24 protein-coding genes and 1 pseudogene are annotated in these 22,073 nt (G+C 61.9%); 11 read left to right on the forward strand and 14 right to left on the reverse strand.

Translation table 11 applies throughout. The annotated features are described in order from the left end of the window. The first annotated feature begins 94 nt into the window (after positions 1 to 94). Positions 95 to 1,129, forward strand: coding sequence for an iron-siderophore ABC transporter substrate-binding protein (locus tag V2B23_RS25095; RefSeq protein ID WP_430952779.1), 1,035 nt, complete (start codon positions 95 to 97; stop codon positions 1,127 to 1,129). Positions 1,130 to 1,156: 27 nt separating this feature from the next. Here the strand turns inward: V2B23_RS25095 and V2B23_RS25100 are convergent, their stop codons facing one another. From V2B23_RS25100 to V2B23_RS25110, 3 genes and pseudogenes are all read right to left on the reverse strand, one after another. Continuing rightward, positions 1,157 to 1,690, reverse strand: coding sequence for a GbsR/MarR family transcriptional regulator (locus V2B23_RS25100; RefSeq protein ID WP_430952780.1), 534 nt, complete (start codon positions 1,688 to 1,690; stop codon positions 1,157 to 1,159). A gap of 68 nt (positions 1,691 to 1,758) precedes the next feature. After that, complete coding sequence (locus V2B23_RS25105; RefSeq protein ID WP_430952781.1) at positions 1,759 to 2,943, reverse strand: hypothetical protein; 1,185 nt, start codon at positions 2,941 to 2,943, stop codon at positions 1,759 to 1,761. Positions 2,944 to 2,991: 48 nt separating this feature from the next. Beyond that, positions 2,992 to 5,016, reverse strand: a pseudogene (locus V2B23_RS25110) (glycosyltransferase family 39 protein). A 112-nt stretch (positions 5,017 to 5,128) separates the two neighbouring features. Between V2B23_RS25110 and V2B23_RS25115 the strand changes: the two are divergent. Beyond that, positions 5,129 to 5,581 carry a GNAT family N-acetyltransferase gene (locus V2B23_RS25115; RefSeq protein WP_430952782.1) on the forward strand — a complete coding sequence of 151 codons (453 nt, stop codon included), beginning with the start codon at positions 5,129 to 5,131 and terminating at the stop codon, positions 5,579 to 5,581. A 67-nt stretch (positions 5,582 to 5,648) separates the two neighbouring features. Here V2B23_RS25115 and nadC read toward each other — a convergent pair whose 3' ends face one another. The 3 genes from nadC to nadA are packed head-to-tail and all read right to left on the reverse strand — an operon-like array spanning position 5,649 to position 9,126. Next, a complete protein-coding gene (gene nadC / locus V2B23_RS25120; protein ID WP_430952783.1) occupies positions 5,649 to 6,521 on the reverse strand; it encodes a carboxylating nicotinate-nucleotide diphosphorylase in 873 nt (290 codons plus the stop codon). After that, positions 6,518 to 8,092, reverse strand: a complete 1,575-nt coding sequence (locus tag V2B23_RS25125; protein WP_430952784.1) for an L-aspartate oxidase — start codon at positions 8,090 to 8,092, stop codon at positions 6,518 to 6,520. Before V2B23_RS25125 ends, nadC begins: the two co-directional genes overlap by 4 nt. Beyond that, complete coding sequence (nadA, locus tag V2B23_RS25130; RefSeq protein ID WP_033230932.1) at positions 8,089 to 9,126, reverse strand: quinolinate synthase NadA; 1,038 nt, start codon at positions 9,124 to 9,126, stop codon at positions 8,089 to 8,091. Before nadA ends, V2B23_RS25125 begins: the two co-directional genes overlap by 4 nt. 101 nt (positions 9,127 to 9,227) lie before the next feature. Between nadA and V2B23_RS25135 the strand changes: the two genes are divergently transcribed. Next, positions 9,228 to 9,956, forward strand: a complete 729-nt coding sequence (locus V2B23_RS25135) for an NUDIX hydrolase (RefSeq protein WP_430952785.1) — start codon at positions 9,228 to 9,230, stop codon at positions 9,954 to 9,956. A 15-nt stretch (positions 9,957 to 9,971) separates the two neighbouring features. Here V2B23_RS25135 and V2B23_RS25140 read toward each other — a convergent pair whose 3' ends face one another. The 3 genes from V2B23_RS25140 to V2B23_RS25150 form a co-directional block, all read right to left on the reverse strand. Then, on the reverse strand, positions 9,972 to 10,304 hold the full coding sequence (locus V2B23_RS25140) for a short-chain dehydrogenase (protein WP_430952786.1): 333 nt from the start codon (positions 10,302 to 10,304) through the stop codon (positions 9,972 to 9,974). A gap of 101 nt (positions 10,305 to 10,405) precedes the next feature. Further along, complete coding sequence (locus tag V2B23_RS25145) at positions 10,406 to 10,801, reverse strand: hypothetical protein (RefSeq protein WP_430952787.1); 396 nt, start codon at positions 10,799 to 10,801, stop codon at positions 10,406 to 10,408. A 60-nt stretch (positions 10,802 to 10,861) separates the two neighbouring features. Beyond that, complete coding sequence (locus V2B23_RS25150; RefSeq protein ID WP_430952788.1) at positions 10,862 to 11,431, reverse strand: DUF2567 domain-containing protein; 570 nt, start codon at positions 11,429 to 11,431, stop codon at positions 10,862 to 10,864. 145 nt (positions 11,432 to 11,576) lie between these two features. On the opposite strand from V2B23_RS25150, the gene V2B23_RS25155 reads away from it, so the two are divergent. Further along, positions 11,577 to 12,719 carry a TDT family transporter gene (locus V2B23_RS25155; RefSeq protein ID WP_430952815.1) on the forward strand — a complete coding sequence of 381 codons (1,143 nt, stop codon included), beginning with the start codon at positions 11,577 to 11,579 and terminating at the stop codon, positions 12,717 to 12,719. Between the two features lie 18 nt (positions 12,720 to 12,737). On the opposite strand, the gene V2B23_RS25160 is transcribed toward V2B23_RS25155, so the two are convergent. Both V2B23_RS25160 and bioB read right to left on the reverse strand, forming a co-directional pair. Then, entirely contained in the window at positions 12,738 to 12,962 is a 225-nt protein-coding gene (locus V2B23_RS25160) for a hypothetical protein (protein ID WP_141484428.1), read from the reverse strand. Beyond that, complete coding sequence (gene bioB / locus V2B23_RS25165) at positions 12,959 to 13,987, reverse strand: biotin synthase BioB (RefSeq protein WP_430952789.1); 1,029 nt, start codon at positions 13,985 to 13,987, stop codon at positions 12,959 to 12,961. The genes V2B23_RS25160 and bioB overlap by 4 nt, the downstream gene beginning before the upstream one ends. Positions 13,988 to 14,126: 139 nt before the next feature. Between bioB and V2B23_RS25170 the strand changes: the two genes are divergently transcribed. Further along, a complete protein-coding gene (locus V2B23_RS25170) occupies positions 14,127 to 14,765 on the forward strand; it encodes a TetR/AcrR family transcriptional regulator C-terminal domain-containing protein (protein ID WP_430952790.1) in 639 nt (212 codons plus the stop codon). Here the strand turns inward: V2B23_RS25170 and V2B23_RS25175 are convergent. Then, entirely contained in the window at positions 14,751 to 15,071 is a 321-nt protein-coding gene (locus V2B23_RS25175; protein ID WP_430952791.1) for an AzlD domain-containing protein, read from the reverse strand. The two genes, V2B23_RS25170 and V2B23_RS25175, sit on opposite strands and share 15 nt — an antisense overlap. Beyond that, entirely contained in the window at positions 15,068 to 15,745 is a 678-nt protein-coding gene (locus V2B23_RS25180; protein WP_430952792.1) for an AzlC family ABC transporter permease, read from the reverse strand. Before V2B23_RS25180 ends, V2B23_RS25175 begins: the two co-directional genes overlap by 4 nt. Before the next feature lie 64 nt (positions 15,746 to 15,809). Between V2B23_RS25180 and V2B23_RS25185 the strand changes: the two genes are divergently transcribed. The 3 genes from V2B23_RS25185 (at position 15,810) to V2B23_RS25195 (ending at position 17,252) form a co-directional block, all read left to right on the forward strand. After that, positions 15,810 to 16,373 carry a helix-turn-helix domain-containing protein gene (locus V2B23_RS25185; RefSeq protein WP_430952793.1) on the forward strand — a complete coding sequence of 188 codons (564 nt, stop codon included), beginning with the start codon at positions 15,810 to 15,812 and terminating at the stop codon, positions 16,371 to 16,373. A gap of 91 nt (positions 16,374 to 16,464) precedes the next feature. Next, positions 16,465 to 16,875 (forward strand): VOC family protein, encoded by a 411-nt coding sequence (locus V2B23_RS25190; protein WP_430952794.1) that lies wholly within the window; start codon positions 16,465 to 16,467, stop codon positions 16,873 to 16,875. Beyond that, positions 16,872 to 17,252, forward strand: a complete 381-nt coding sequence (locus V2B23_RS25195; RefSeq protein WP_430952795.1) for a VOC family protein — start codon at positions 16,872 to 16,874, stop codon at positions 17,250 to 17,252. Before V2B23_RS25190 ends, V2B23_RS25195 begins: the two co-directional genes overlap by 4 nt. A 20-nt stretch (positions 17,253 to 17,272) precedes the next feature. Here the strand turns inward: V2B23_RS25195 and V2B23_RS25200 are convergent, their stop codons facing one another. Then, the gene (locus V2B23_RS25200) at positions 17,273 to 17,431 is read right to left on the reverse strand and encodes a hypothetical protein (protein WP_165826276.1); all 159 of its coding nucleotides are present in this window, start codon (positions 17,429 to 17,431) and stop codon (positions 17,273 to 17,275) included. A 752-nt stretch (positions 17,432 to 18,183) separates the two neighbouring features. Between V2B23_RS25200 and V2B23_RS25205 the strand changes: the two genes are divergently transcribed. The 3 genes from V2B23_RS25205 to V2B23_RS25215 are packed head-to-tail and all read left to right on the forward strand — an operon-like array spanning position 18,184 to position 22,056. Then, the gene (locus V2B23_RS25205) at positions 18,184 to 19,782 is read left to right on the forward strand and encodes an SMP-30/gluconolactonase/LRE family protein (RefSeq protein ID WP_430952796.1); all 1,599 of its coding nucleotides are present in this window, start codon (positions 18,184 to 18,186) and stop codon (positions 19,780 to 19,782) included. A gap of 8 nt (positions 19,783 to 19,790) precedes the next feature. Continuing rightward, positions 19,791 to 20,651, forward strand: coding sequence for an SDR family NAD(P)-dependent oxidoreductase (locus tag V2B23_RS25210; RefSeq protein ID WP_430952797.1), 861 nt, complete (start codon positions 19,791 to 19,793; stop codon positions 20,649 to 20,651). Between the two features lie 28 nt (positions 20,652 to 20,679). Continuing rightward, on the forward strand, positions 20,680 to 22,056 hold the full coding sequence (locus V2B23_RS25215) for an aromatic ring-hydroxylating oxygenase subunit alpha (protein WP_430952798.1): 1,377 nt from the start codon (positions 20,680 to 20,682) through the stop codon (positions 22,054 to 22,056). Positions 22,057 to 22,073: the final 17 nt, after the last annotated feature.

The raw sequence follows: 22,073 nt of genomic DNA on the forward strand, positions 1-22,073 counted from the left end.
TCAGGGAAGGCTAGCCTATGCTTCCTGTGCGCCAGTCCGTCTTGCTTGGTGATCCACAAGAGCACTCCGGCGCCTCGACACCGAAAGGCTCTTCATGCGCTACGCCCCCGTGCGATCCCTACGTCGAACTGCGCTTCTGAGTGGACTTGTCATCGCCGCCCTGGCAATCGGCGGTTGCAGCACCAGCAGCAGCGACGCCGCCGATACCAGTACCGGCAACTTCGAGACCGTCACTATCGAGCACGCTCTCGGCAAGGCTGTCATCACCGAGAAGCCGGAGCGGATCGTCACGCTCGGCATGGGTTCCGCCGAGACGGTGATCGCTCTGGGCACCATTCCCGTCGGTGTCGAGAAATATTCATGGGGCAGTGACGAATCCGGCTACCTCCCGTGGGTTCACGAGGCGGTCACCGAACAGGGTGGCGAACTCCCCGAGCAGTTCACCGGCGGAGCCGATCTGAACATCGAGGCGATCATCGCTCTTGATCCCGATCTGATCCTCGCACCGTGGTCCGGTATCACCCAGCAGCAGTTCGACTCCCTCAACGCCTTTGCACCTACCGTTGCATACGAGGAAAGCCCGTGGACCATCACATGGGAAGAGCAGATCAACGTGATCGGCAAAGCCATGGGTGAAACCGAGAAAGCCACTGCCGAGATCGACAAGATCAACGACCAGTTCGCGAAATCGTCTGCAGCACATCCCGAGTACGCAGACGTGAGCTTCTCGTTCATCTACAACACCGGCCCAGGAACACTCGGCGTGTTCTTCGCCGAAGAGCAGCGTGTTGCCATGGTTCGCGGACTGGGCTTGCAGGTTGACCCCGTCGTCTACACGCTGACCGAATCCGAAGGCACCGACTCCGCTGTGATCGGCCTCGAGAATGCCCACCTGCTGAATAATTCGGACCTGCTGTTCACCTTCTACTCCGATCCCGCGAACCGAGCGGAAATCGAAGCGCAGCCGGCCTATCAGCAGATTCCAGCCGTCGCACGAGGAACTATCATCGCCCCGACGGACCAGCCTTTTGTCACGGGATCGTCGATGATCAATCCCTTGACCGTCCCGTGGTCACTCGAGCGCTACGCACCGATGATCGACGAGGCAGTCGCAAAACTGAACAAATAAACCGGCGAGACGCGCAGGGCCCATACCTTATTCAGGTGCGGGCCCTGCTCTATCTTGTCCAGCCTCGTCCTGCACGGCCTCGTCACGCTCTTCTTTGAATCGTGCCCATTCACTGCCGAGCATGCGATTGTCGATGATCCAGCCCATGTAGTCGCGCATATTCAGGACACGAATGTAGGCGGGGCCGTTGGGGTTTGCATACTGGAGTGCCTCGGTCGCGAGCGTGCGTTGATTCTCGAGGTACCGGTGCTCGTTCTCGAGGAAGCCGCCCCACACATCGGAATCCATGACGTAGTAATGAGTTCGATCGCGAGGCTGACGAACAAGCTTCACAAATCCACGATCAATGAGCCGTCGAATGTAGTTGGAGACAGATCCCCGACTGGTGTCGAGAGCAATGGCCAACTCCTCGGCACTGACTCCCGGAGATTCACTGATGAGCAGATAGCCGGCGATCCGGCCCTCGATGCGAGCACCACCACCCGACTGCCAATACGTCGCAAACTGGTCGATGAACCACGCGGAAAAGTCCCCACCCCGCGCCGGGCTGACGTCGCCCATCTCTTGTGGCCTCCAGCTAGTCGAAGCGGCAAATACCCTCTGATTCTGCCAGTTCCATCGAACCTTCCCTAGCTCGGCGCAATTTCGAGACCTGGTGACGTCGCAATCAACTCGAGTTGCTCGATTACCAGCGGCGACATAGTGTGCGTCACCGTACGGACAACAACAGTCTCACCTGACGGATGACGAACGACCACCGAGCTGGTCCCGGGGTTCTCAGTGCGACTGATCAACGTATCGTCGGGCAAGATTACGGCGTTCTCGAGCAATCGGAATCCGTTCCGGGTAATCGTGATTTGCAGGTTTGCTGCCGCGCCTGGCGCATTCACGACAACGTCTGCGCACAGGCCGCTGCCCGAGCCATCCGGAACCAGCGAACCCAACGGCCGGTCGAGCCTGACGCCGGTTGTTCCGAGCCACCGCCATCGCTCGTCAAGTACGGTGTTGAGCCTCGACACGACGTCGTCGTCCACCCCACCCTCCACTATCACTGTGAGGATGTCGCAGAACGTCGCCGGCGGAATATCTTTCGTCACAGCAAAACCTGGCGCGAGGGCGACGTCGACCAACTCGTTCGTCGACAGGACTTGCGCGTCCGATCCGTCGAATCCGGTTACGGAGGCGAAGACACGACTGACACCGGGAACGTAGGCTGCGACAAAGTTCAGAGCATAGGGACTGGCACCGTCTTGTGCTTCGTGGAAGTCGAGAACCGTTCCGTCGGCACGCACTTCACGGCGATCTACAGAACCTTCGACACACGGCGGGATCGGGCCAGTCCATTCTCGAACATCCACCGAGACTGTTGCGCGCGCGTCACCGCGGGCGATGTCACCGTTTGCAGTGGTCGAACCACCGAGGGTCAATTCCTCCGCCGATTCGGGCGACGCGGTCTCTCCAAGGTTGAGCACCGGCGGAAATACGAAGGCGACGCCCGCATCTTCCAGTCTGGCGTCCACCGGTAGTGCCTCGATCACCGCGTGACGCATCGCGTCTGCTTTCGACTTGGAGAACCACGGATAGTCAGGATCGTTGTACCCAGGGTCATCACCCCCGATCGTGGCATACATACCTGACCTGGGCTCCTCGGCCGCTTGGACGGATTCACAACCGGGAATCGCAGCCGGACCGTCGTCCTGCGTCAGGCGCGCCGCACCGGCACCCAGCAGCACGACCACCGCGATAAAAGCGGTGTCGCGCCACGTCCAACGTTGACGCCGATCCTTCGGCGAGCGCTCCTCGGTCCCAGGCATTGCTCGATCATGACCGACAGTGTCCGGCCACCGGGCACCTGCCCCGCCTTAGGCGGTGTAACCGCTCAGGTCGTAGACCGCCGCACTCCCGATGGTGGCGCCTTCGAAATTGGCTTCCACCCAGGCTTGGATCGCGCTCGACGTACTGTCACCGCCGCCTCGCCCACCCCCCTGACCACCTGCGATGAAGTAGTGAATATCGCCGTTCACGACATAGGCGATGAACTGCTCCAACGTGGGTGCGGGGTCCGAACTCCAACCACCGATCGCCATCACGGCGGTATCGCTCGCCAACTCGTATGTCGCGGCGCTCTGCGAACCGTTGGTTGCCGCGGACCACCGGGTGTCCGCGCCGACCAGCATGGCTGTCAGCTCGGAACTGTTGGCACCCGCGCCCGCGCCGGCCGATGGGGTCGACTCAGTTGGGATGGCAGACTCAGTGGGGATGGCAGACTCAGTGGGGATGGCAGACTCAGTGGGGATGGCATCAGCACTCTGGGGCGCACCCGTCCTGCTACCAGGTGCCTGGCCGCGAGTCGTCCCGCCACCCATTCCCGAATCGGAGACGGCACCGGCCGGGCCGGCCGTGGGGATCGATCCACCGTGAGCTGTTGCTGCAGTGGCAATTGCGTACGACGCGGAACCGCCGATGCCGGCCAACGATCCGACGACCAGCCCCGCAATCACCAGCTTCCGGAGCCGATTCCTGGCGCCGAGGAGGATCAATGCCGCACCGATTACAGTTCCTGCCAGCACGATCCATTCGAGAGCCGGAAGCCACTCGGAATTACGATGCAGGAGAACCCAACTCCAGATTCCCGCAGCAAGCATCGTCGCTGCCAGGCCGAGTCGCCCGATCCACCGCGACCGTTCCAGCCACAACGCGTAGCCGCCGGTTCCGATCATTCCGGCAATCGCGGGAGCCAACACCACGGTGCAGTAGGGATGGATGGTGCCGGACATGTAGCTGAAGATCAGCCCTGTCACCAGGAACCAGCCGCCCCAGACGATCATCGACGCCCGCAACAGATCGGTTCTCGGGGCACGCCCACTCACGATCAGTCCGAGAACAAGTGCAATCAGCGCAGCGGGGATCAGCCACGAAATCTGAATTCCCATCTCACTTCCGAACAGCCGATCGAGGCCTGTGCTGCCGCCGAAGCTCGAACCTGCAGCGCCGCCACTCAATCCGCCGCTACCGGTGTTTCCGAAGATCCGACCAAGTCGGTTCTACCCGAGGACAAGATCCATGACGCTGTTGTTGGTCGAGCCACCGATGTACGGCCTCGAATCTGCGGGCCAGAGCCACACGGCCAGTACCCACCACCCCGCCGCCACGAGCACCGCACCGACACCGATCGCCAGGTGCAGAACCCGGGCGCGCAACCTGGCCTGTCCGGCAACCAGATACGCCAGGCCGAACGCGGGCAACACCATCAGGCCCTGCAGCATCTTGGTGAGGAAGGCAAAGCCGAGAGCAATTCCGGTGAGAGCAATCCACATCGCAGCGCGTCGACCCACCGACGTCTCGACTGCTCGAACAACACTGTAACCAGTCAGCGTCATGAGGAGCACCAGCAAGGCGTCGGGATTGTCGAACTTGAACATGAGCGCGGCCGCGGGTGTTGCCGCGAGAACGCCGCCCGCAATAAGCCCAGCTGTCTCAGTCGCGACGCGTTTCACTGCAGCGTAAACGAGCGCAACCGAACCGACTCCCATCAACGCTTGCGGCACAAGGAGACTCAGGCTCGAGAATCCGAAGATCCGTCCTGACAAGCCCATTACCCACAGCGACGCGGGCGGCTTGTCGACCGTGATGAAGTTGGACGTGTCCAGCGATCCGAAGAACCAGGCTTTCCAGTCCTGCGAACCTGCCTGAGCCGCTGCCGCGTAGAAGATGTTGGCATACCCACTTGCGCTCAGGTTCCACAGGTACAGAACTGCGGTGCTCACGAGAAGCGCAGTCAAGGCCAATGCGGCGCCCCGGGTACGAATCCACGACGGTGACGGGTCGCCGTGATGGATAGCAGGCGCCGGCGGCCGCGTCGGTGCCGGATTCAGAACTGCGATCATCATGAGTCCCTTCACAGGTGGTGGTACTCATTACCATCGCGCGCGGACCCGCGACGCCACTGCGAACCGGCTGCAAGCTTCCTGTGAAGTACCGATCACCTAGGGTGATGCCGTGGACACAACAGGCGACAACACCGTGAAGATTCGGCCCTATCAGCCCTCCGACGAGGAGGCCGTCATCGAATTGTGGTCGCAGGCATCAAAACTCGCACACCCTTTTATCGACGGCGAGGGCGAAGGCGCACGTGCGGCGAAGATGCGCGACGTCTATCTCGTGAACGCAGACAACTGGGTTGCCGAAACCGACGGGCACGTTGTAGGCCTGCTCGGACTCCTCGGAGCAGAGATCGGCGGCCTGTTCGTCTCACCACGGGCTCAACGACTCGGAATCGGGCGACTGCTCGTCGAGCATGCGACCACACTGCACGGCGCGGTGACCCTCGAGGTTTACGAGCTCAACGGATCTGCACGCCGCTTTTACGACATCATGGGGTTCGAGGAAACTGGACGCTACACCGATGCCGACACCGACCACGTATTGATCCAGCTTCGTCTGACGACCTGATTGCCGAGTGCCGTCACCCCACATGCTTTCGTGGCCGCCCACTCCGAATGAGGGGCGGCCACGAGCATCACATATCCAGACCGAGATCCAGAACTGTCACGGAATGCGTGAGTGCGCCGACCGCCAGATAATCGACTCCGGTACCCGCGTACTCGGCGGCAACGTCGAGACTCAGACCGCCGGAAGATTCGAGCTTGGTAGCAGGCGACGCGTTGTTGCGTCGCTGCACCGCGATCTGGGTCTGCCACAGCGGGAAGTTGTCCAGCAGAACAAGTTCGACATTTTCGGCAAGCACCAGATCAAGCTGCTCGAGGGTGTCTACCTCGACCTCGCACTCGATGTCCGGCGCAAGTTCACGCACAGCCCGCAGTGCTGCGACGACAGATCCGGCGGCAGCAACATGATTGTCCTTGATCAGAGCCGCGTCACCGAGACCCATGCGGTGATTGACTCCCCCACCGACCTGGACGGCGTACTTCTGCAGCGCGCGCAGACCGGGAAGGGTCTTGCGGCTGTCGCGGATCTTCGCATCGGTACCGGCAACGGCATCAACCCAAGCCGCTGTAGCGGTGGCGATTCCGGACAGGTGGCACACCAAGTTGAGCATCGTCCGCTCCGCCGTGAGCAGTCCGCGGGTAGGCGCTTCGACGGTCAGCACCGATTGGCCAGGAACCACCCGGGTGCCGTCGGCAACACGATCGACCACGTCGTAGTTGCCCGCGCCGATCACTTCGTCGAGGACAAGCAGTCCGACATCGATTCCCGCAACAGTGCCTTCGGCGCGCGAGACAACCGACGCCTTCGCGGTCGCGTCGGCGGGAACCGTCGCAACAGAGGTGATGTCCGGTCCGTAGCGGAGATCCTCGTCCAAAGCGAGTCGAACCAGCGTCAGGACTTCGTCACGGTCGAGGGGTGCCGGCAAGGTCTTCTGCGCGGTCATCGGTGGGCTCCTGTCAACAACATGTCGTGTATTTCCATCTCGCCGTCGACACCGCGCTTGATGCGGATGCTGCGACGCTGATCGGGATCGGTTTTCGGGTAATCGGTGCGGGTGTGGCACCCGCGGCTCTCGGTACGGGCAGCGGCGACCGCAACCAGTGCCGTCGCAGTCACCGTCAACGCGGCGTCCTCGAGTTCCTCGGCATTCACTGCAAGCGTGAGTTCCGCATTTGCAAGGCCGAGGCGGGCGGCTTCGAGTCCGGCGCCATCTCGAACGACCGATGCGTGAGTAGTCATGATCGTCTGAACGCTCTCGCGCGGCAATATGGGAAGCGGTGCGCTCGCGACATTGACAATCTCGGCGTGAACCTCGCGTCGCTCTGCGGCGGCGATCCCAGCTCGCTCCCCTACGACCAATCCTTCGAGAAGACTGTTGGACGCAAGGCGATTGGCTCCGTGCAGACCGGTACGGGCAACTTCTCCTGCCGCATAGAGTCCAGGAACTCCGGTACGCCCGTGGACGTCTGTCGCGACGCCACCACACGAGTAGTGGGCGGCGGGAGCAACCGGAATCAGCTGCGTCCGAGGATCTATGCCCGCTTCGAGACACGACGCCGTGATATTCGGGAATCGAGTCGAAAATCCGTCGAGCTTTCGAGCGTCGAGGAATACGTGATCGGCGCCGAGGTCACGCAGACGCGCGGCAATTGCCCGCGAGACGACGTCACGGGGCGCCAGATCACCAAGGGGGTGAACTCCAGCAGTCACCGAATCACCGTTGGTATCAACAAGAATCGCACCCTCACCGCGTACGGCCTCACTGATCAGCGGCCGTCGACCGAGGCCGCCAGGAGTGAACAGAACCGTCGGGTGGAACTGCACGAATTCGAGGTCGGCGACCGACGCGCCAGCTGCGAGCGCCAACGCGATACCGTCTGCGGTTGCACCGGGCGGATTGGTACTGCACGAGTACAACTGACCGAGGCCGCCCGTCGCCAGCAGAACAGCAGGCGCATGGATGACGCCGAGGCCGTCCGGGGAGGACACGACAAGCCCGCACACACCGCGGCGATTGGTGACCACCTGCACGGCAGCGGCGCCGAACAGAACCGGCAGACCAGCGGCGTTGAGTGCCCGCTGCACTTCTGCGCCGGTAGCGTCTCCACCGGCGTGGATGATTCGCCTGGTGCTGTGGCCACCCTCGCGGGTACGGGACACTTCGCCGTCACGCCCGCGATCGAACACCGCACCGAGCGCTGCCAGGGCCGCGACTGCCTCGTGCCCGGCTTCCACAACGGAGTACACCGCCGCTTCGTCACACAGTCCGACACCGGCTTCGCAGGTATCGGCGACATGTGACTCCACCGAATCGGTGCTCAAGTCGCCCACGACGGCAATGCCGCCCTGCGCGTACTGCGTCGACGTGTCGGTCGGACCGCCCTTGCTGACAGTGAGCACCTTCAGCCCACGCATCGACGCGACGCGCGCGGCTGTGAGCCCTGCAACGCCGCCGCCGACCACGACAAGATCGGCGTGCGCCTCCCAGGCGTAGCGCCCGGCAGGGCTCGTCACTCGCCGCCGCCCGGATTACCGATCTCGATCATGCGCTGCACCGATTTCTGAGCACGCTTGGCCATCTCGAGGTCGACGTGAACCTCGTCCTTGCCTTCGAGGAGGCAGCGCAGCAATGCGGCCGGAGTGATCATCTTCATGTACGGGCACGACGCACGGTCGTTCACCGCCTGGAAGTCGACATCCGGTGCGGCTTTACGCAACTGGTGCAGCATGCCGATTTCCGTGGCGACCAGAACCTGCTTGCTCTTCGTGACACGGGCAGCGTCGAGCATGCCACCGGTGGAGAGGATCTTGACCTTGTCCGCCGGAACCGCACCTTCGCCGGCCAAGTACAGAGCCGAAGTGGCACAACCACATTCGGGGTGCACAAAAAGCTCGGCATCGGGGTGAGCCTTGGACTTCGCCGTCAACTCGTCACCGTTGATGCCTGCGTGAACGTGACATTCACCGGCCCAGATCTGCATGTTGGTACGACCAGTGACGCGCTTGACATGGGCTCCGAGGAACTGGTCCGGAAGGAAGAGAACTTCCCGGTCGGGATCGATGGAGTTGACCACATCGACGGCATTGGACGACGTGCAGCAGATGTCCGTCAGGCCCTTGACCTCGGCCGTGGTGTTGACGTAGGACACCACGAGGGCGTTCGGGTTGTCCGCTTTCCACTCGCGAAGCTGCTCCGCGTTGATGGAATCGGCCAACGAGCATCCCGCGCGCTCGTCCGGGATCAGCACCGTCTTGGACGGCGACAGAATCTTGGCGGTCTCGGCCATGAAGTGGACGCCGCAGAACACGATCGTGTCTTCGGGGGCCTCTGCCGCGATACGCGAGAGGGCAAGAGAGTCGCCGACATGATCAGCGACGTCCTGAATAGCTGGAAGCTGGTAGTTGTGCGCCAGAATCGTGGCACCGCGTTCGCGAGCCAGACGTTTGACCTCGGCAGCCCACTCGGGCGTCGCTTCGACTCCTGCGTAACCGCCGGGGCCGTCGTGAATCTGCGAGGTCGATCCCTCCCACAACGTCGTGGTCGTCATGGCGTTCTCCTTCACCGTGAACCCAGGCTCATCACCCAGTTCAATCCGAACGGGCTGGTCCGGATTTCCGTTATCGAGGTTTTCGACTTAGGATCGAAAACGTGCCCAATAGTAACACCACCCACGAAGTGCTCACAGCGGTGTTCCAGGTTCGCGCCTTCCCCACTGACATCACCGCAGGTGACGGCGCTCACAGCACCGACGAACGTGAAGAACTTGCCGTCCTGCTGTGGCAGCGCGCGCTCGATCCGCAGAAGGGCACATGGTCACTGCCCGGTGGCACCCTGCGCGACGACGAAGACCTCACCACGTCGGCTCGCAGACTCCTTGCCGACAAAGTCGATCTGCGCAAGGTCGCGCACCTCGAACAACTGTCGGTTTTCAGCGATCCGCAACGCGTTCCGGGTGGGCGCCGCATCGCGTCGACCTTCCTGGGACTGGTTCCCCTGAGCGCAGACCCGCAACTTCCGCCGGACACCGCATGGCACCCGGTTTCGAAGCTGCCGAAGACTTCTTTCGACCACGGCACAGTTGTTCGGCACGCCCGCAACCGACTGGCCGCCAAACTCTCCTACACGAACATCGGCTTCGGATTGGCTCCCGATGAGTTCGCCATGTCGACTCTGCGCGAAATCTATTGCGCCGCACTCGGGTACCAAGTTGATGCAACCAATCTGCATCGAGTCCTGTGCCGACGCGGTGTGCTCACAGCCACCGGAAACACGGCGCCGTCCGGTAAGTCGGGTGGCCGCCCACCGGCGCTCTACCGCTTCACCGACTCCACACTGCGCGTGACAGACGAGTTTGCGGCTCTACGACCGCCCAGCTGACTGCGAACGTCGATGTCACGCAGCAGCGTCGACATCGCTTCTCATCAGCCATGCTGCGGCGACGGTTCCGGTGGGATCGACCACGCGGTTGATCGTGCCGAAACGTGCACCCACCCGGTCGAGAATGCAATCCGCCTGCCAACGATCCGTCGGGTCCGCGACAACCGCGAAGAACCGATGGGCAGGCTTACCGGCCATGATCCGAACCAGTGCCGTGACGCTCCGAGCCGTCACTGCCACATTCCAGCCGGCAGCAAGGAACTCGGCGGCAACACGCGTTCCGTGATCGCGGCCGATATCGGTCACCAACACCACTCCCCGGTCGAGATCAACTGTGTGAGCACTCATTGCGGCATCTCCTTCGAGGAATCAATCACTGTGACCCCTATGTAAGTCCACAATCTTGTGCTGCCGTTGTGCTCATTCTGTGAGAACTCTGGGGATTCGACCTAGGAAGGACGAATGATCGCCGGCGTGGAGCTTTCGCTGACCAGTGCCACAGCCACTTCATGTTTGGCGGCGAGTTCGCAAAACACCCGTTGGGCTTCCTCGGCCTGGCTCCACGCAAACGCCGCGTAGACGAGCGTGGTTCCGATGCTGTAGTCGGTCAAACGCGATTCGAGATCCCCGTCTGCGTCCAACTCTTCGTCGGTCGGCGCACCGGGTCCGTTCATCGCGCGATAGCCGACAACAAGATCTTCGTAGAACGCGCGCAGTCGAGATGTGGTCACGGACGGGTCGTCGTACCCATGATCCTCGGACCACTCCACCTGGTTCTCGTACCAGGACGCAAAGTCCTCGTCACTCGTTGCCGACGGTTCGAACGCAAGGATGTCGTAGCTCATGACGGAAAGACTAGGCACGCACTACGACATCGTCCGTACTAAGGCGGTTGCTGCGAAACCCTAGGATGATTCCTGCGTCGCAGGCTCCGACAACATGTCCGCTTCGGTCTCCGCGTCGTCTACATGATCGGCAACCCCGAGGTCGTCGTACGGGCTCAGTGCCACAAGAATCAATGTCATGATGCACGCCGCCAACGGCTGAACGATCAGCGCCAGCAACGTGCCGACACCGGGCGCCCGCGCGATGATCTCCCCCACGGCTGGATTGTCGACGGACGGAAATCGCAACTTCGCGACTCCGGTTCCCACCGCTGCCATCAGTGCCGTACCGATCACTGAACCGACGATCAACCCGCCGAGCGCGTACGGACCCCGACTGAGTCTCGCCAGCCACGCGGCCACCCCGGTGAGAACACCGAGAATCAAGGCAAGGAGAACAAAGATCGCGACTGCATCGAACTGATGAAGACTCTCCCCGGTCAGCGCAATTCCGCGGCCCTCGGCGACAACCAACAGATGCTCGGCCGGAGCCAGGAACGCCCACAGCACTCCGACCAGTGCGCTCACCGCCGCTGTTGAGCAACCGATGAGAAGTGCAGTGCGTAGTCGAGTCCGCCGAAGAGAAATCACACTGTGTGACGCTACCTTCCCTCATCGGGGAGCCGAGAACCTCTCGGAACCGGCGCTCGCGCCGCTACGCTGACCTGACGAACCATGTTCATACAATCGGCGCTCTAAGCGAGGAGCAATCGTGGTTGCACCGCACCAGCCGTGGTTGCTTTCGTCACTGCAATCGCCCGGTCAGATCCTCGGCAATCTCGGGCCGAATTGGTTCGCGTCCGTCATGGGCACCGGAATTGTGGCGACGGCAGCAGCGACACTCCCCGTGCAGGTTCGGGGTCAGCAAGTGTTTGCACAGGTGATGTGGACACTCGCCGCGATCTTGCTCGTGGTTCTCGTCGTCGCTGTGGTTGCGCATTGGGTACGCCATCCGACGGTGGCTCGCAGCCACGCACACAACCCGCAGATGGCGCATTTCTACGGCGCCGCACCGATGGCATTTCTGACAGTGGGAGCCGGAGCGTTACTGATCGGAAAGTCTCTCATCGGGGAACACGCTGCTGTGATCCTCGACGCGGCGCTGTGGACGATGGGAACCATCGGCGGACTGTTCACCGCAATGACCATCCCTTACCTGATGTTCACCCAGCACAAGGTCGAAGCGGACGCGGCCTTCGGCGGGTGGCTGATGCCCGTCGTGCCGCCCATGGTCTCCGCGGCGACCGGCGCGCTGCTCATCCCGCATATGCCGCCAGGCACCGGACGCACGACGATGCTCTACGGCTGTTACGCCATGTTCGGCCTGTCGTTGTTCGCGTCGTTCATCATCATCACGATGGTGTGGAGTCGCCTCGCCCATTTCGGTACCTCCGGAACCGCCCGCGTGCCGACTTTGTGGATCGTCCTGGGCCCTTTGGGCCAGTCCATCACGGCGGTCGGCTTGCTCGGAGCGAATGCGCATCTTGCCGTTTCACCGCAATTGGCCTCCGGGATGGGGATCTTTTCGATCCTGTTCGGAGTTCCCGTGTGGGGATTCGCGGTGTTGTGGATCGGGTTGGCCACAGCGCTCACAGTCCGGACCGCACGCCAGGGAATGCCGTTTGCCCTGACGTGGTGGAGTTTGACTTTTCCGGTCGGAACTTTTGTTACTGGCACAACACAATTGGCGTTGCATACCGAATTGCCGGCCTTCCGATATGCCGCTGCCATCGCCTACGTCGGGCTTTTGAGCACGTGGTGCCTGGTGGCAGTCCGAACTGCCCGCGGCAGCCTTCGCGGAAATCTGTTCCTGCCACCTCCGACAACTGGGGCGATCAAGGCACACAAATTTCCGCCGGTAACAACGCCTCCGACGTGAGTTACCACCTGCCGCGCGCTACCTGAGCTTTGCGTCGATCGAGTCGACCACCCCGTGCCGTGAGCACTTCGCCCACCACCCGTCGGGGCTGATCTGCACGATCATGCGCCGACCGCAGTGCTCGCAGAACCGAGGTGGTTCGAGTCCGAGCGACGCAGCGGCCGGCGTCAGGTCTTCGACGCCCTCGACGAGTCGACGCCCGGTGTACGGGTTGTACCGCTCGTCAGTGACGGACTCGGTCACAGCGTGTCGTTGAGGGCTTTGATCGGCATCTGCAGATCGATGAGCAAATCAAGGTCACTTTCGGCTGGACGGCCGAGCGTAGTGAGGTAGTTGCCGACGATGACGGCATTGATGCCGCCGAGGATTCCCTGCTTGGCACCCAGGTCTCCGAGCGTGATCTCACGCCCACCGGCAAAACGCAGGATGGTGCGCGGCAATGCGAGGCGGAATGCCGCCACGGACTTCAGCGCCTCGCTCGCGGGAAGGACCTCGAGGTCGCCGAACGGCGTTCCCGGACGCGGATTGAGGAAGTTGAGCGGAACCTCGTCTGGTTCGAGTTCAGCGAGGTTCGCGGCAAATTCCGCTCGCTGCTCCAGCGTCTCGCCCATTCCCAGAATTCCGCCACAGCACACTTCCATGCCCGCTTCGCGAACCATGCGCAACGTGTTCCACCGCTCGTCCCACGTGTGTGTGGTGACCACATTCGGGAAATGCGACTTCGACGTTTCGAGGTTGTGGTTGTAGCGGTGGACTCCCATCGCGGCGAGTTGATCGACCTGCTCCTGCGTCAGCATGCCGAGCGAGCAGGCGATCTGAATGTCGACCTCATTGCGGATCGCTTCGATTCCGGCCGCGACCTGCGCCAGCAACTTCTCATCCGGGCCGCGGACAGCGGCAACGATGCAGAACTCCGTCGCACCCGATTTTGCCGTCTGTTTGGCGGCCTCCACCAGGCTGGGGATATCGAGCCATGCTGCCCGGACGGGAGATTGGAAAAGCCCGGACTGCGAGCAGAAATGGCAGTCCTCGGGGCAACCGCCGGTCTTGAGGCTGATGATGCCTTCGACCTCGACTTCGGGCCCACACCATTTCATACGCACATCGTGGGCGAGGGCCAGCAGGTCCTCCAGCCGTTCGTCGCCCAATCGAAGTACGTCGAGCACCTGGCTTTCGCTCAGCCCTTCGCCGCGTTCGAGGACTTGCTCTCGGGCGAGGTCGAGGATGTCGATTGCAGCGGGGGCCGTGCTTACCGAGGTCGGAGTCACCGGGAGTCTCCTTCAAGACTGGAAAATTGAACACCGTACAAGTTGAACGGTGTTCACGTTAGGGACGAGGTGGAATACTGTCAAAGGCAGGCTCCGATGAGGCCATCGGTTCGATCCACAGAAAACGAGGGGCAAACACGTGCAGTTGCGACGCGGAGACGTTCTGGACGGCGCTATGGCGATCCTCGACGAATTCGGCCTGGCCGACCTCACGATGCGCAGACTCGCCACGTCTCTCGGCGTTCAGCCCGGCGCCCTGTACTGGCATTTCCCAAACAAGCAGACTTTGCTCGGCGCAGTGGTCGACAAGATTCTCGAGGGCGTGGACACCCCGATCGACGCCGACGGCTGGGAAGAGTCCTATTCCGAACTGGCACACAGACTTAGGTCCGCTCTGCTGGCGCACCGCGACGGCGCGGAGTTGGTGAGCGCCACCTTCGCATCACGGATGACGACAAGCGTGGTGCGCGAGAACTTCGTGACGGCCGGACTCACGTCAGGCCTCTCGCGCGAACATGCCGAACTCGCAGCCTACGCAGTGTTGTACTACGTACTCGGCCATACTGTCGACGAACAGTCTCGCGCCCAAATGGAAGAGTTCGGCGCCTTGACCAGGGCTCCCATCTCCCCCGATTCCCCGGAGATCATCGGCGGCGGATCGGATGACGATCTCCTCGCCGGCGATCCCACCGTTCGCTTCCAGTTCGGCCTCGACCTTTTCATCGACGGAATACGCGCACGATTGACGAACCCGCACGCTGCGCTACGCAATTCCTGACAACCGCAGCAGTGCGGTGACGCTCGCCGCGACAATCACCACCGCGACCAATGGCGCTTTGAACCACGCGGCAATCGCGGCGACGCTCACGCCGATGACACGTGCGATCCCACCAAAATCGTTGCCGTCGAACAGCATCGATGTCAGCGCTACGGTAACCAGCAGACACACGATGCTGCGATCGAGTGACGCGGTCGCCCTCGCGGACAGTGCAACCCGAGCCCGCAGCAGAACTCCACTGACCCGCAAGGTGTAAGTGCCACAGGCAAATACGATGATCGCAAAGCTCACGCTCACTGTGCTCATCGGGCTTTCTCCCGAAACGGGAGGACAGCAGCCATCCCCAACAAGGCCACAAGTGGGGCCGTCCCCGATGGCAAGAAGGTTGATGTGCCCACCGCTACAACTGCGCCGACGGACGCTGCGATTAGTGTGAGCCTCTCCTTCAATGCCGGTAGCACCAGCGCAACGATCACGACCGGAAACGCTGCGTCCAGTCCAAGCGTCGCCGGATCCTGAACCACCGAGCCGAGAATTCCGCCCGTCAACGCGCCGAGCGGCCAGCAGATCGCGATTCCGATTCCGCACAGCCAGAAGGCCGCTCGCTTTCGCACGAGCGTCGACTGTGCAGTGGCGATCGCCACGGATTCGTCATTGACCAGATGCGCGCCCACCACTCGCCGCCAGGCTTGACCGAGGAATGAGCCGACAGATAATCCGTAGGCAAAATTTCGTGAATTGATCAGCAACCCGGCAAGAACCGCCGCGACCGGACTTCCGCCGGCGGCGATGATCCCGATGAACAAGAACTCAGACGATGCCCCGAGCACCAGGACCGCAAGCACCAGTAGTTGCCATAGCGAGAATCCGGCAGACCCGGCAGTGACGCCGTAGGACACTCCCACTACAGCCACAGACGCGCAGATCAACGCGACCACCCGGACAGTGTCACGATCAAGTGTTCGCCATAGAGAACGCATGTATTCTATGTTGAACGAACTGGCACCGTTCGTCAAGACGAACGAATGATCGGAGCATCGAACGATGACGAGTGGGGACAGCACACCACCTCAGCAACTGGTTGCGCGCGCGCTCAAACGAGAGCGCACCCGAGCCGGACTGAGCATCTCCGAAGTCGCACGACGGGCCGACATCGCCAAATCGACACTCTCACAACTCGAATCCGGGATGGGAAACCCCAGCCTGGAAACGTTGTGGGCTCTCGGAAACGCGCTGGGCGTTCCGTTCGCGCAACTCGTCGACGCCCCGTCGCAACCTGTCCAGCTGATTCGCGCCGGAGATGGCCCGGCCATTGCGTCGGCAAACGCTTCGTACATTGCGACGCTTCTGGCTCCCAGCCCACCGAATGCCCGCCGCGACCTCTACCGGATAGTCGCCGAACCGGGCGAACCGCGCATCTCGACGCCCCACGCGCGCGGAACCACCGAACACGTTGTCATCGGACGTGGTCGAGCCGAAGTCGGACCCAGTGCCGAGCCGGTCGAACTGGGCCCTGGTGACTACCTCTCCTACCCCGGCGACGAAGAACATATCTTCCGCGCGCTCGAACCGGGCACAACAGCAATCCTCGTATCCGAACATATTTGAGTATCTTGCGATGACTTTTGCCGAAGTGGGCAGTCTATAAATCTAGGCAGTCCTTCTCGACTCGCCCGTACGGCTACCAGCAGGAGGAAGCATGACCGGATCCAGCATCGGGAGCATCTTGCTCTCCAGCACCAACCCAGATCGGCTGCGCGACTGGTATGCGCAGGCATTTGCGCCGAAAGTCGACCGCACCCCCGGAGAACCCGGCTACGACGTCCTCGACTTCAACGGTTTCTACATGATGATCGACAAACGCGACGACATCGGCGACACCAACAAAGAACCCGGCCGGATGTTCCTGAACATCGAGACAGACGATGCGCGCGCAGTTGCGAAGCGGATCGATGCACTGGGAGGAACCTGGTTTGCCCCGCTCGAAGACCGCGGCGGTAGTTGGTTTGCCACCGCGATCGACCCCGATGGCAACTACATTCAGATCATCGAGTTCAGCGAGGCGGCCCGAGCAGAGATGGAGTCGACCATGAGCGAGGACAAAGAATGAGCGCACTCGGAAGCACAAAAGCCATCAGCGGATTCTCTGTCGACGACATTGACACGGCCAAGAAATTCTATGGTGACACCCTCGGATTGAAGGTCACCGACGAGGAAATGGGAATTATCCGCCTGCACCTAGCAGGTGGGACCGAAATACTCGTCTATCCCAAGCCGAATCACGAACCCGCGTCGTACACGATCCTGAATTTCCTCGTGGACGATATCGACAGTGCGGTCGACGAACTGACCGGCCGCGGAGTGGAGTTCGTCAAATACGACGGATTCCCTCAGGAGGAGAACGGCATCATGCGAGGCAACGGACCCGACATCGCCTGGTTTACCGACCCGGCCGGCAACGTGATCTCCGTCCTCAAAGAACCCTGACCCGCCTCGACGCCGAACAGCTACCCGCTGAACAGTTGAGACTGGCGCTGTTCAGCGGTATCGGCATTGGAGCGTTCCGCCACAGAAGCTGTGCGTTCGGACGCCAATTCCTCTGCCGTTTTTTCGATCTCGGCCGACTCCGTTGCACTGGAGTCGGAGAACAAATTCGATTCGTACATTTGCCACCCTTGTGATTTTCACCCGCCGCGATTTTCACCCTGTTGCCGTAAAACAGCACCTATCCGGAACGGATGACTCAGCGGTTCATCCACCAGTCTTGCACGCCATCGCGTTACCGGAATAGACGGTATCCACGGTTGCGTCCGGAGAAGCGTGGAAAGCGATCGTAGAGCGGGTCAACCACGCACGAATCGTGGATGCCTTCGCGGATGTAGGCCGCCAATGAAGGCAATGAGGTGACCGCATCGCGTGACGCCGAGCCCGGCCCACGGTAGTCGCGAATCTGCGGATAGTCGCGGGTCGCCGAGTAACGCGCCTGCGGGCAGATCAGCACCTGGACTTACGGTTTCGATCATGCCTCCGTCCGGCATGTCGCCGAAGTGTGCCGGATTGATCGAAGGTCAGGGCGAACCAAAGTCACTGTCCACCAAGGACAGTCAGAACCCCTGGCCGAACCCCTTGCCTGCCGGCCAGCAGCGACGGACTCACAGCGACCAGAACCGCCGCATTCCGCATACGTACATGGCGGTCATGTGGACTGCCCACGATCGGCGCTGCGTCAAAACCGGAAATGAGACACACATATAGCGAGAATCGTACTTCCATCCTCCTAAGGATTGCAATACTTGAAATGCTTAGGGTTCCGTGATTAGCTCACGATCAACGAAGAGTGGCGTACGTCACGACCCAATCGGTCAGTCGAGGCCCGTCTACTCACCCCCAAATCTCTCCTCACCACAGGAGGCACTCCTTGACACAGGCGGCCCGCTACACCAGCCCAGCGCAATTCACCCTCGCCGAGGGCTGGAATCTCACCAGGCTCACTCCCCCGAGCAGGCTGTTCGGCGCAAACGGACTCCGCACCGGACCGGACGGCCGCGTCTACGTGGCGCAGGTAGCAGGCAGCCAGATCAGCGCGCTCGACATCGACACCGGCAACCTCGAGACCATCAGCGCCATGGGCAGCGACATCGTCGCGCCCGACGACGTCGCCTTCGATCCCACCGGCGACCTGTACATCACCGAGTACTACGACGGCCGGGTGAGCGTGCGCGAATCAAACGGCAGCACGCGGCTGTTGCGCGACGACCTCCCCGGAGTCAACGGAATCACGTTCCACCAGGGGCGACTGTTCGTCAACGAGTGCCGCATCGGCGGCCGGTTGATGGAACTGAGCCTCGACGGCGGCGCACCCCGGATACTTCTCGAAGACCTCCCGATGCCCAATGGCATGGAGGTCGGCCCCGACGGCAAGCTGTACTACCCGGTGCTCGGGACCAACGAAATCTGGCGCATCGACCCCGACGGCAACGGCGAACCCGAACGTGTCGCAGCAGATCTCGGCGTCCCGGACGCAGTCAAGTTCGACTCCAAGGGCTTCATCGTCTCCACCCAGGTGGCGTCGGGCGAAGTGCTGCGGATCAATCCCCGCAACGGCGATCGCACCGTACTGGCAAGCCTCGATCCCGGACTCGACAATCTCACTTTCGTAGGTGATCGACTGTTCGTATCGAGTTTCACCGGCCAGATCACGGAGATCCTCGGTGGCGGCCAAACCCGCACCGCCTTGGCCGACGGTTTGACCTGGCCCCTGGATTTGACCGTTGGCCCGGACGGCACGTTGTACATCGCCGACGGCACCTTCTTGCTCGCACTCGAACCGAGCGGCGAACTCCGCACTCTCGGAATGCTTTTCAGCCCAGGATACCCCGGTTACATCCGCGGAATGACGGCCGTCGGCGACGGCGAATTCATCGTCGCGGGCAACGGAACCGTATCGCGCTACAACGCCGTCACCGCCGAAAGTGAGGTCCTCACCGAAGGACTCGACCAACTCTACGGTGTTGCGGTCTCCGCGAACGGAACCATCGCGGTTGCCGATCTGGGGGCGGGCACAGTAGTTGCCGTCGGGTCGGGCGGGCAGATCGAAGAGTTGGCCTCCGGACTGCACGACCCGATGGGCGTGGCCTTCACCGCGGAAGGTACCTGTCTGGTCTCCGAAGCCGGTGCCGGACGAATCGTCGCGATCAACGGCTCCAGCGTCGACACGATCGTCGACGGACTCGAGAATCCGCAAGGAATTCTTGTTCGGGGCGGCGTGCTCTACATCGTCGATGTCGGGGCAAAAGCCCTGATCAGCTTCGATCTGTCGACCAAGATTCAGCAGAGAGTTGCCGGCAATCTGCCGGTGGGCGCACCCGAGGGTGTCACCCCCAAGCCGCTGCTGGGACTGGCGCCGTTCTCCGGTCCTCAGGGCCCGTTCGCCGGCATCGCGGCCGGACCGGACGGAACAATCTACGTCTCCGCAGATGCAGAGGGCAGCGTCCTGGCACTACGCAAGGCAGTGTGAGCCGCGCCATGAGCAACAGCCAAGTTGGCGACAGCTTTGTCGGTCTGGACGGACGCATCGTGGTTGTCTCGGGCGCAGCAGGCGGCGGGATCGGCACGTCGGTAACGAGCATGCTCGCCCGCGCCGGAGCAACCGTGATCGCCGTGAGCCGTTCCAAGGAAAACCTCCAGACCCACATCGAACCACTTATCGCGCAGGGTCTTTCCATCATCCCACTGGCGGCCGATGCGTCCACCGACGACGGTATCGCCCTGGTGCGGGAGCAGATTCGGCGCACCGATGGCGACCTCCACGGATTGGTCAACGTCGCCGGCGGCGCTGCGCCTGCAACCTGGATGCCGTCCACTCGCGTCACCCGAGCGGACTGGCGCGAATTGTTCACGGCAAATCTCGAAACGATGTTCTTCATGAGCCAGATGGTCGCGTCGGAATTGAAGGCGCAGAGCCGTCCCGGTTCCATCGTGTCGATCTCGTCGATCAGCGGAATGAACACCGCGCCTTTCCATATCGGCTACGGCAGTGCAAAAGCCGCCTTGGTCGCGGCAACCCGAACCATGGCCGTGGAACTGGCCGCAGACGGTATTCGAGTGAACGCGATCGCTCCCGGGGTGACTGCGACCCCGGCGTCTTCCACCTACGTCGACGATGATCCCGAGCGTGATCGCCGCGCCATCACGATGGGTCGACGTGGCCGCCCGGACGAGCAAGCCGGCGCAATTCTCTTCTTGCTGTCGGATCTCTCGACGTACATCACCGGACAGACGTTGCTCGTGGACGGCGGACTGAATCTCAAGTGGACGCACATGGGCCCAGATCACACGTCACTTTTTCTCAAGGACGAATCGTTCCGCGCCGCGATAACGCACTGACCCAGAACCGATGCGAAGAGGAGACACCATGACCGACATCGCCGAGAACATTCCGGAAGCAACTGCACCCGAGTCATATTCCACACCACTCACGATCGGTGTGGAGGCATACATTTCGCAGACGTATGCCCGCGCCGAGGGCGACAAGCTGTGGTCGAAAGTGTGGCAGCAGGTCGGTCGGGTGGAGGAAATCCCCAAGGTCGGCGACTTTCTCACCTACGAAATTCTCGATGACTCGGTCATCATCGTGCGCTCGGCCCCGGACACGATCAGTGCCTATCACAACGTCTGCTCCCACCGCGGTCGCCGACTCGTCGACACGCCGCGCGGTGCACACGAAGCCCGCGGCCAGGCAAGGCAATTCATCTGCGGGTTTCACGGCTGGCGGTACGACCTCGACGGAAAGAACACCTTCGCCGCCGAACGTCAGGACTGGCCGTGTGGGTTGACCGAGGAATCAACGAAGCTGCACGGCGTCACAGTCGACACCTGGGGTGGATGGATCTGGATCAACATGGATCCCGACTGCGAACCCCTGCGCGACTATCTCGAGCCCGCAGCTTCCCTTCTCGATCATTTCCACCTCGAGAACATGCGTTACCGGTGGCGCAAATGGCTTGTCTTCGACTGCAACTGGAAGGTTGCGCTCGAAGCGTTCATGGAGACCTACCATGTGCCGTACACCCACCCGGAGTTCATGAACTTCGGGAATTTTCTCGGCTGGTCCCGCGCCCAAGGCAAGCACAGCAACATCGGTTACGACGCACCGAAGGGTATGGAGGAGAACCAGGCGAAACTGCGCATCGGCAGCGGCGCAGACCCCCGGAAGTCGACCATCGAAATGCAGAACTTCACGTGGGAAAATGCAAACACCAATACCACTCGGACCCTCGTCGATGCGGCCAGGCGACTGATCGACGAACTCCCTGAGGGGACCCCGTCGGACCAGGTTCTGCGTCACTGGCTGGATTCGGCCAGGCGCGACGACGAAGCGCGTGGAGTGATCTGGCCGACCGTCGACCCACAGGTTGTCGCCGCCAGCGGCACCGCGTGGCAGATCTTCCCGAACTTCCAGATCGGGCACGCTCTGAACAACATGCTCTGCTACAGCGCCCGGCCCTACGGCGACGATCCGAACAAGTGCATTTTCGAGGCCGCTGTCTACGAACTCTTCCCCGCCGGCGAGGAACCGAAAACCGAATGGGAGTTCACGCCGCCGGAAGATCCGGCGTGGCGAACCGTCCTGCCCCAGGACTTCGTGAACATGGCTGCGGTCCAGAAAGGTATGAAATCGCAAGGCTTTTCCGGACCGAAACCCAACCCGTACCGCGAACGCAGCATCGTCAACCTCCACCACAACCTGGCCACGTACATGGGTACCGGTGCGCCGGTGAATCTCGCCTGACACCTCACATCGTGTAC

Origin of the sequence: Rhodococcus sp. 24CO, from assembly GCF_050586165.1 — a bacterium.
In the GTDB taxonomy this organism is placed as follows: domain Bacteria; phylum Actinomycetota; class Actinomycetes; order Mycobacteriales; family Mycobacteriaceae; genus Rhodococcus_F.

Excerpts from the sequence above, each read along its gene's own strand:
- V2B23_RS25095 (WP_430952779.1), top strand. The coding sequence starts at position 95 with ATGCGCTACGCCCCCGTGCGATCCCTACGTCGAACTGCGCTTCTGAGT.
- V2B23_RS25100 (WP_430952780.1), bottom strand. The coding sequence starts at position 1,690 with ATGGGCGACGTCAGCCCGGCGCGGGGTGGGGACTTTTCCGCGTGGTTC.
- V2B23_RS25105 (WP_430952781.1), bottom strand. The coding sequence starts at position 2,943 with ATGCCTGGGACCGAGGAGCGCTCGCCGAAGGATCGGCGTCAACGTTGG.
- nadC (WP_430952783.1), bottom strand. The coding sequence starts at position 6,521 with ATGACCGCGCAGAAGACCTTGCCGGCACCCCTCGACCGTGACGAAGTC.
- nadA (WP_033230932.1), bottom strand. The coding sequence starts at position 9,126 with ATGACGACCACGACGTTGTGGGAGGGATCGACCTCGCAGATTCACGAC.
- V2B23_RS25140 (WP_430952786.1), bottom strand. The coding sequence starts at position 10,304 with ATGAGTGCTCACACAGTTGATCTCGACCGGGGAGTGGTGTTGGTGACC.
- V2B23_RS25145 (WP_430952787.1), bottom strand. The coding sequence starts at position 10,801 with ATGAGCTACGACATCCTTGCGTTCGAACCGTCGGCAACGAGTGACGAG.
- V2B23_RS25175 (WP_430952791.1), bottom strand. The coding sequence starts at position 15,071 with ATGAGCACAGTGAGCGTGAGCTTTGCGATCATCGTATTTGCCTGTGGC.
- V2B23_RS25180 (WP_430952792.1), bottom strand. The coding sequence starts at position 15,745 with ATGCGTTCTCTATGGCGAACACTTGATCGTGACACTGTCCGGGTGGTC.
- V2B23_RS25185 (WP_430952793.1), top strand. The coding sequence starts at position 15,810 with ATGACGAGTGGGGACAGCACACCACCTCAGCAACTGGTTGCGCGCGCG.
- V2B23_RS25190 (WP_430952794.1), top strand. The coding sequence starts at position 16,465 with ATGACCGGATCCAGCATCGGGAGCATCTTGCTCTCCAGCACCAACCCA.
- V2B23_RS25195 (WP_430952795.1), top strand. The coding sequence starts at position 16,872 with ATGAGCGCACTCGGAAGCACAAAAGCCATCAGCGGATTCTCTGTCGAC.
- V2B23_RS25200 (WP_165826276.1), bottom strand. The coding sequence starts at position 17,431 with ATGTACGAATCGAATTTGTTCTCCGACTCCAGTGCAACGGAGTCGGCC.
- V2B23_RS25210 (WP_430952797.1), top strand. The coding sequence starts at position 19,791 with ATGAGCAACAGCCAAGTTGGCGACAGCTTTGTCGGTCTGGACGGACGC.
- V2B23_RS25215 (WP_430952798.1), top strand. The coding sequence starts at position 20,680 with ATGACCGACATCGCCGAGAACATTCCGGAAGCAACTGCACCCGAGTCA.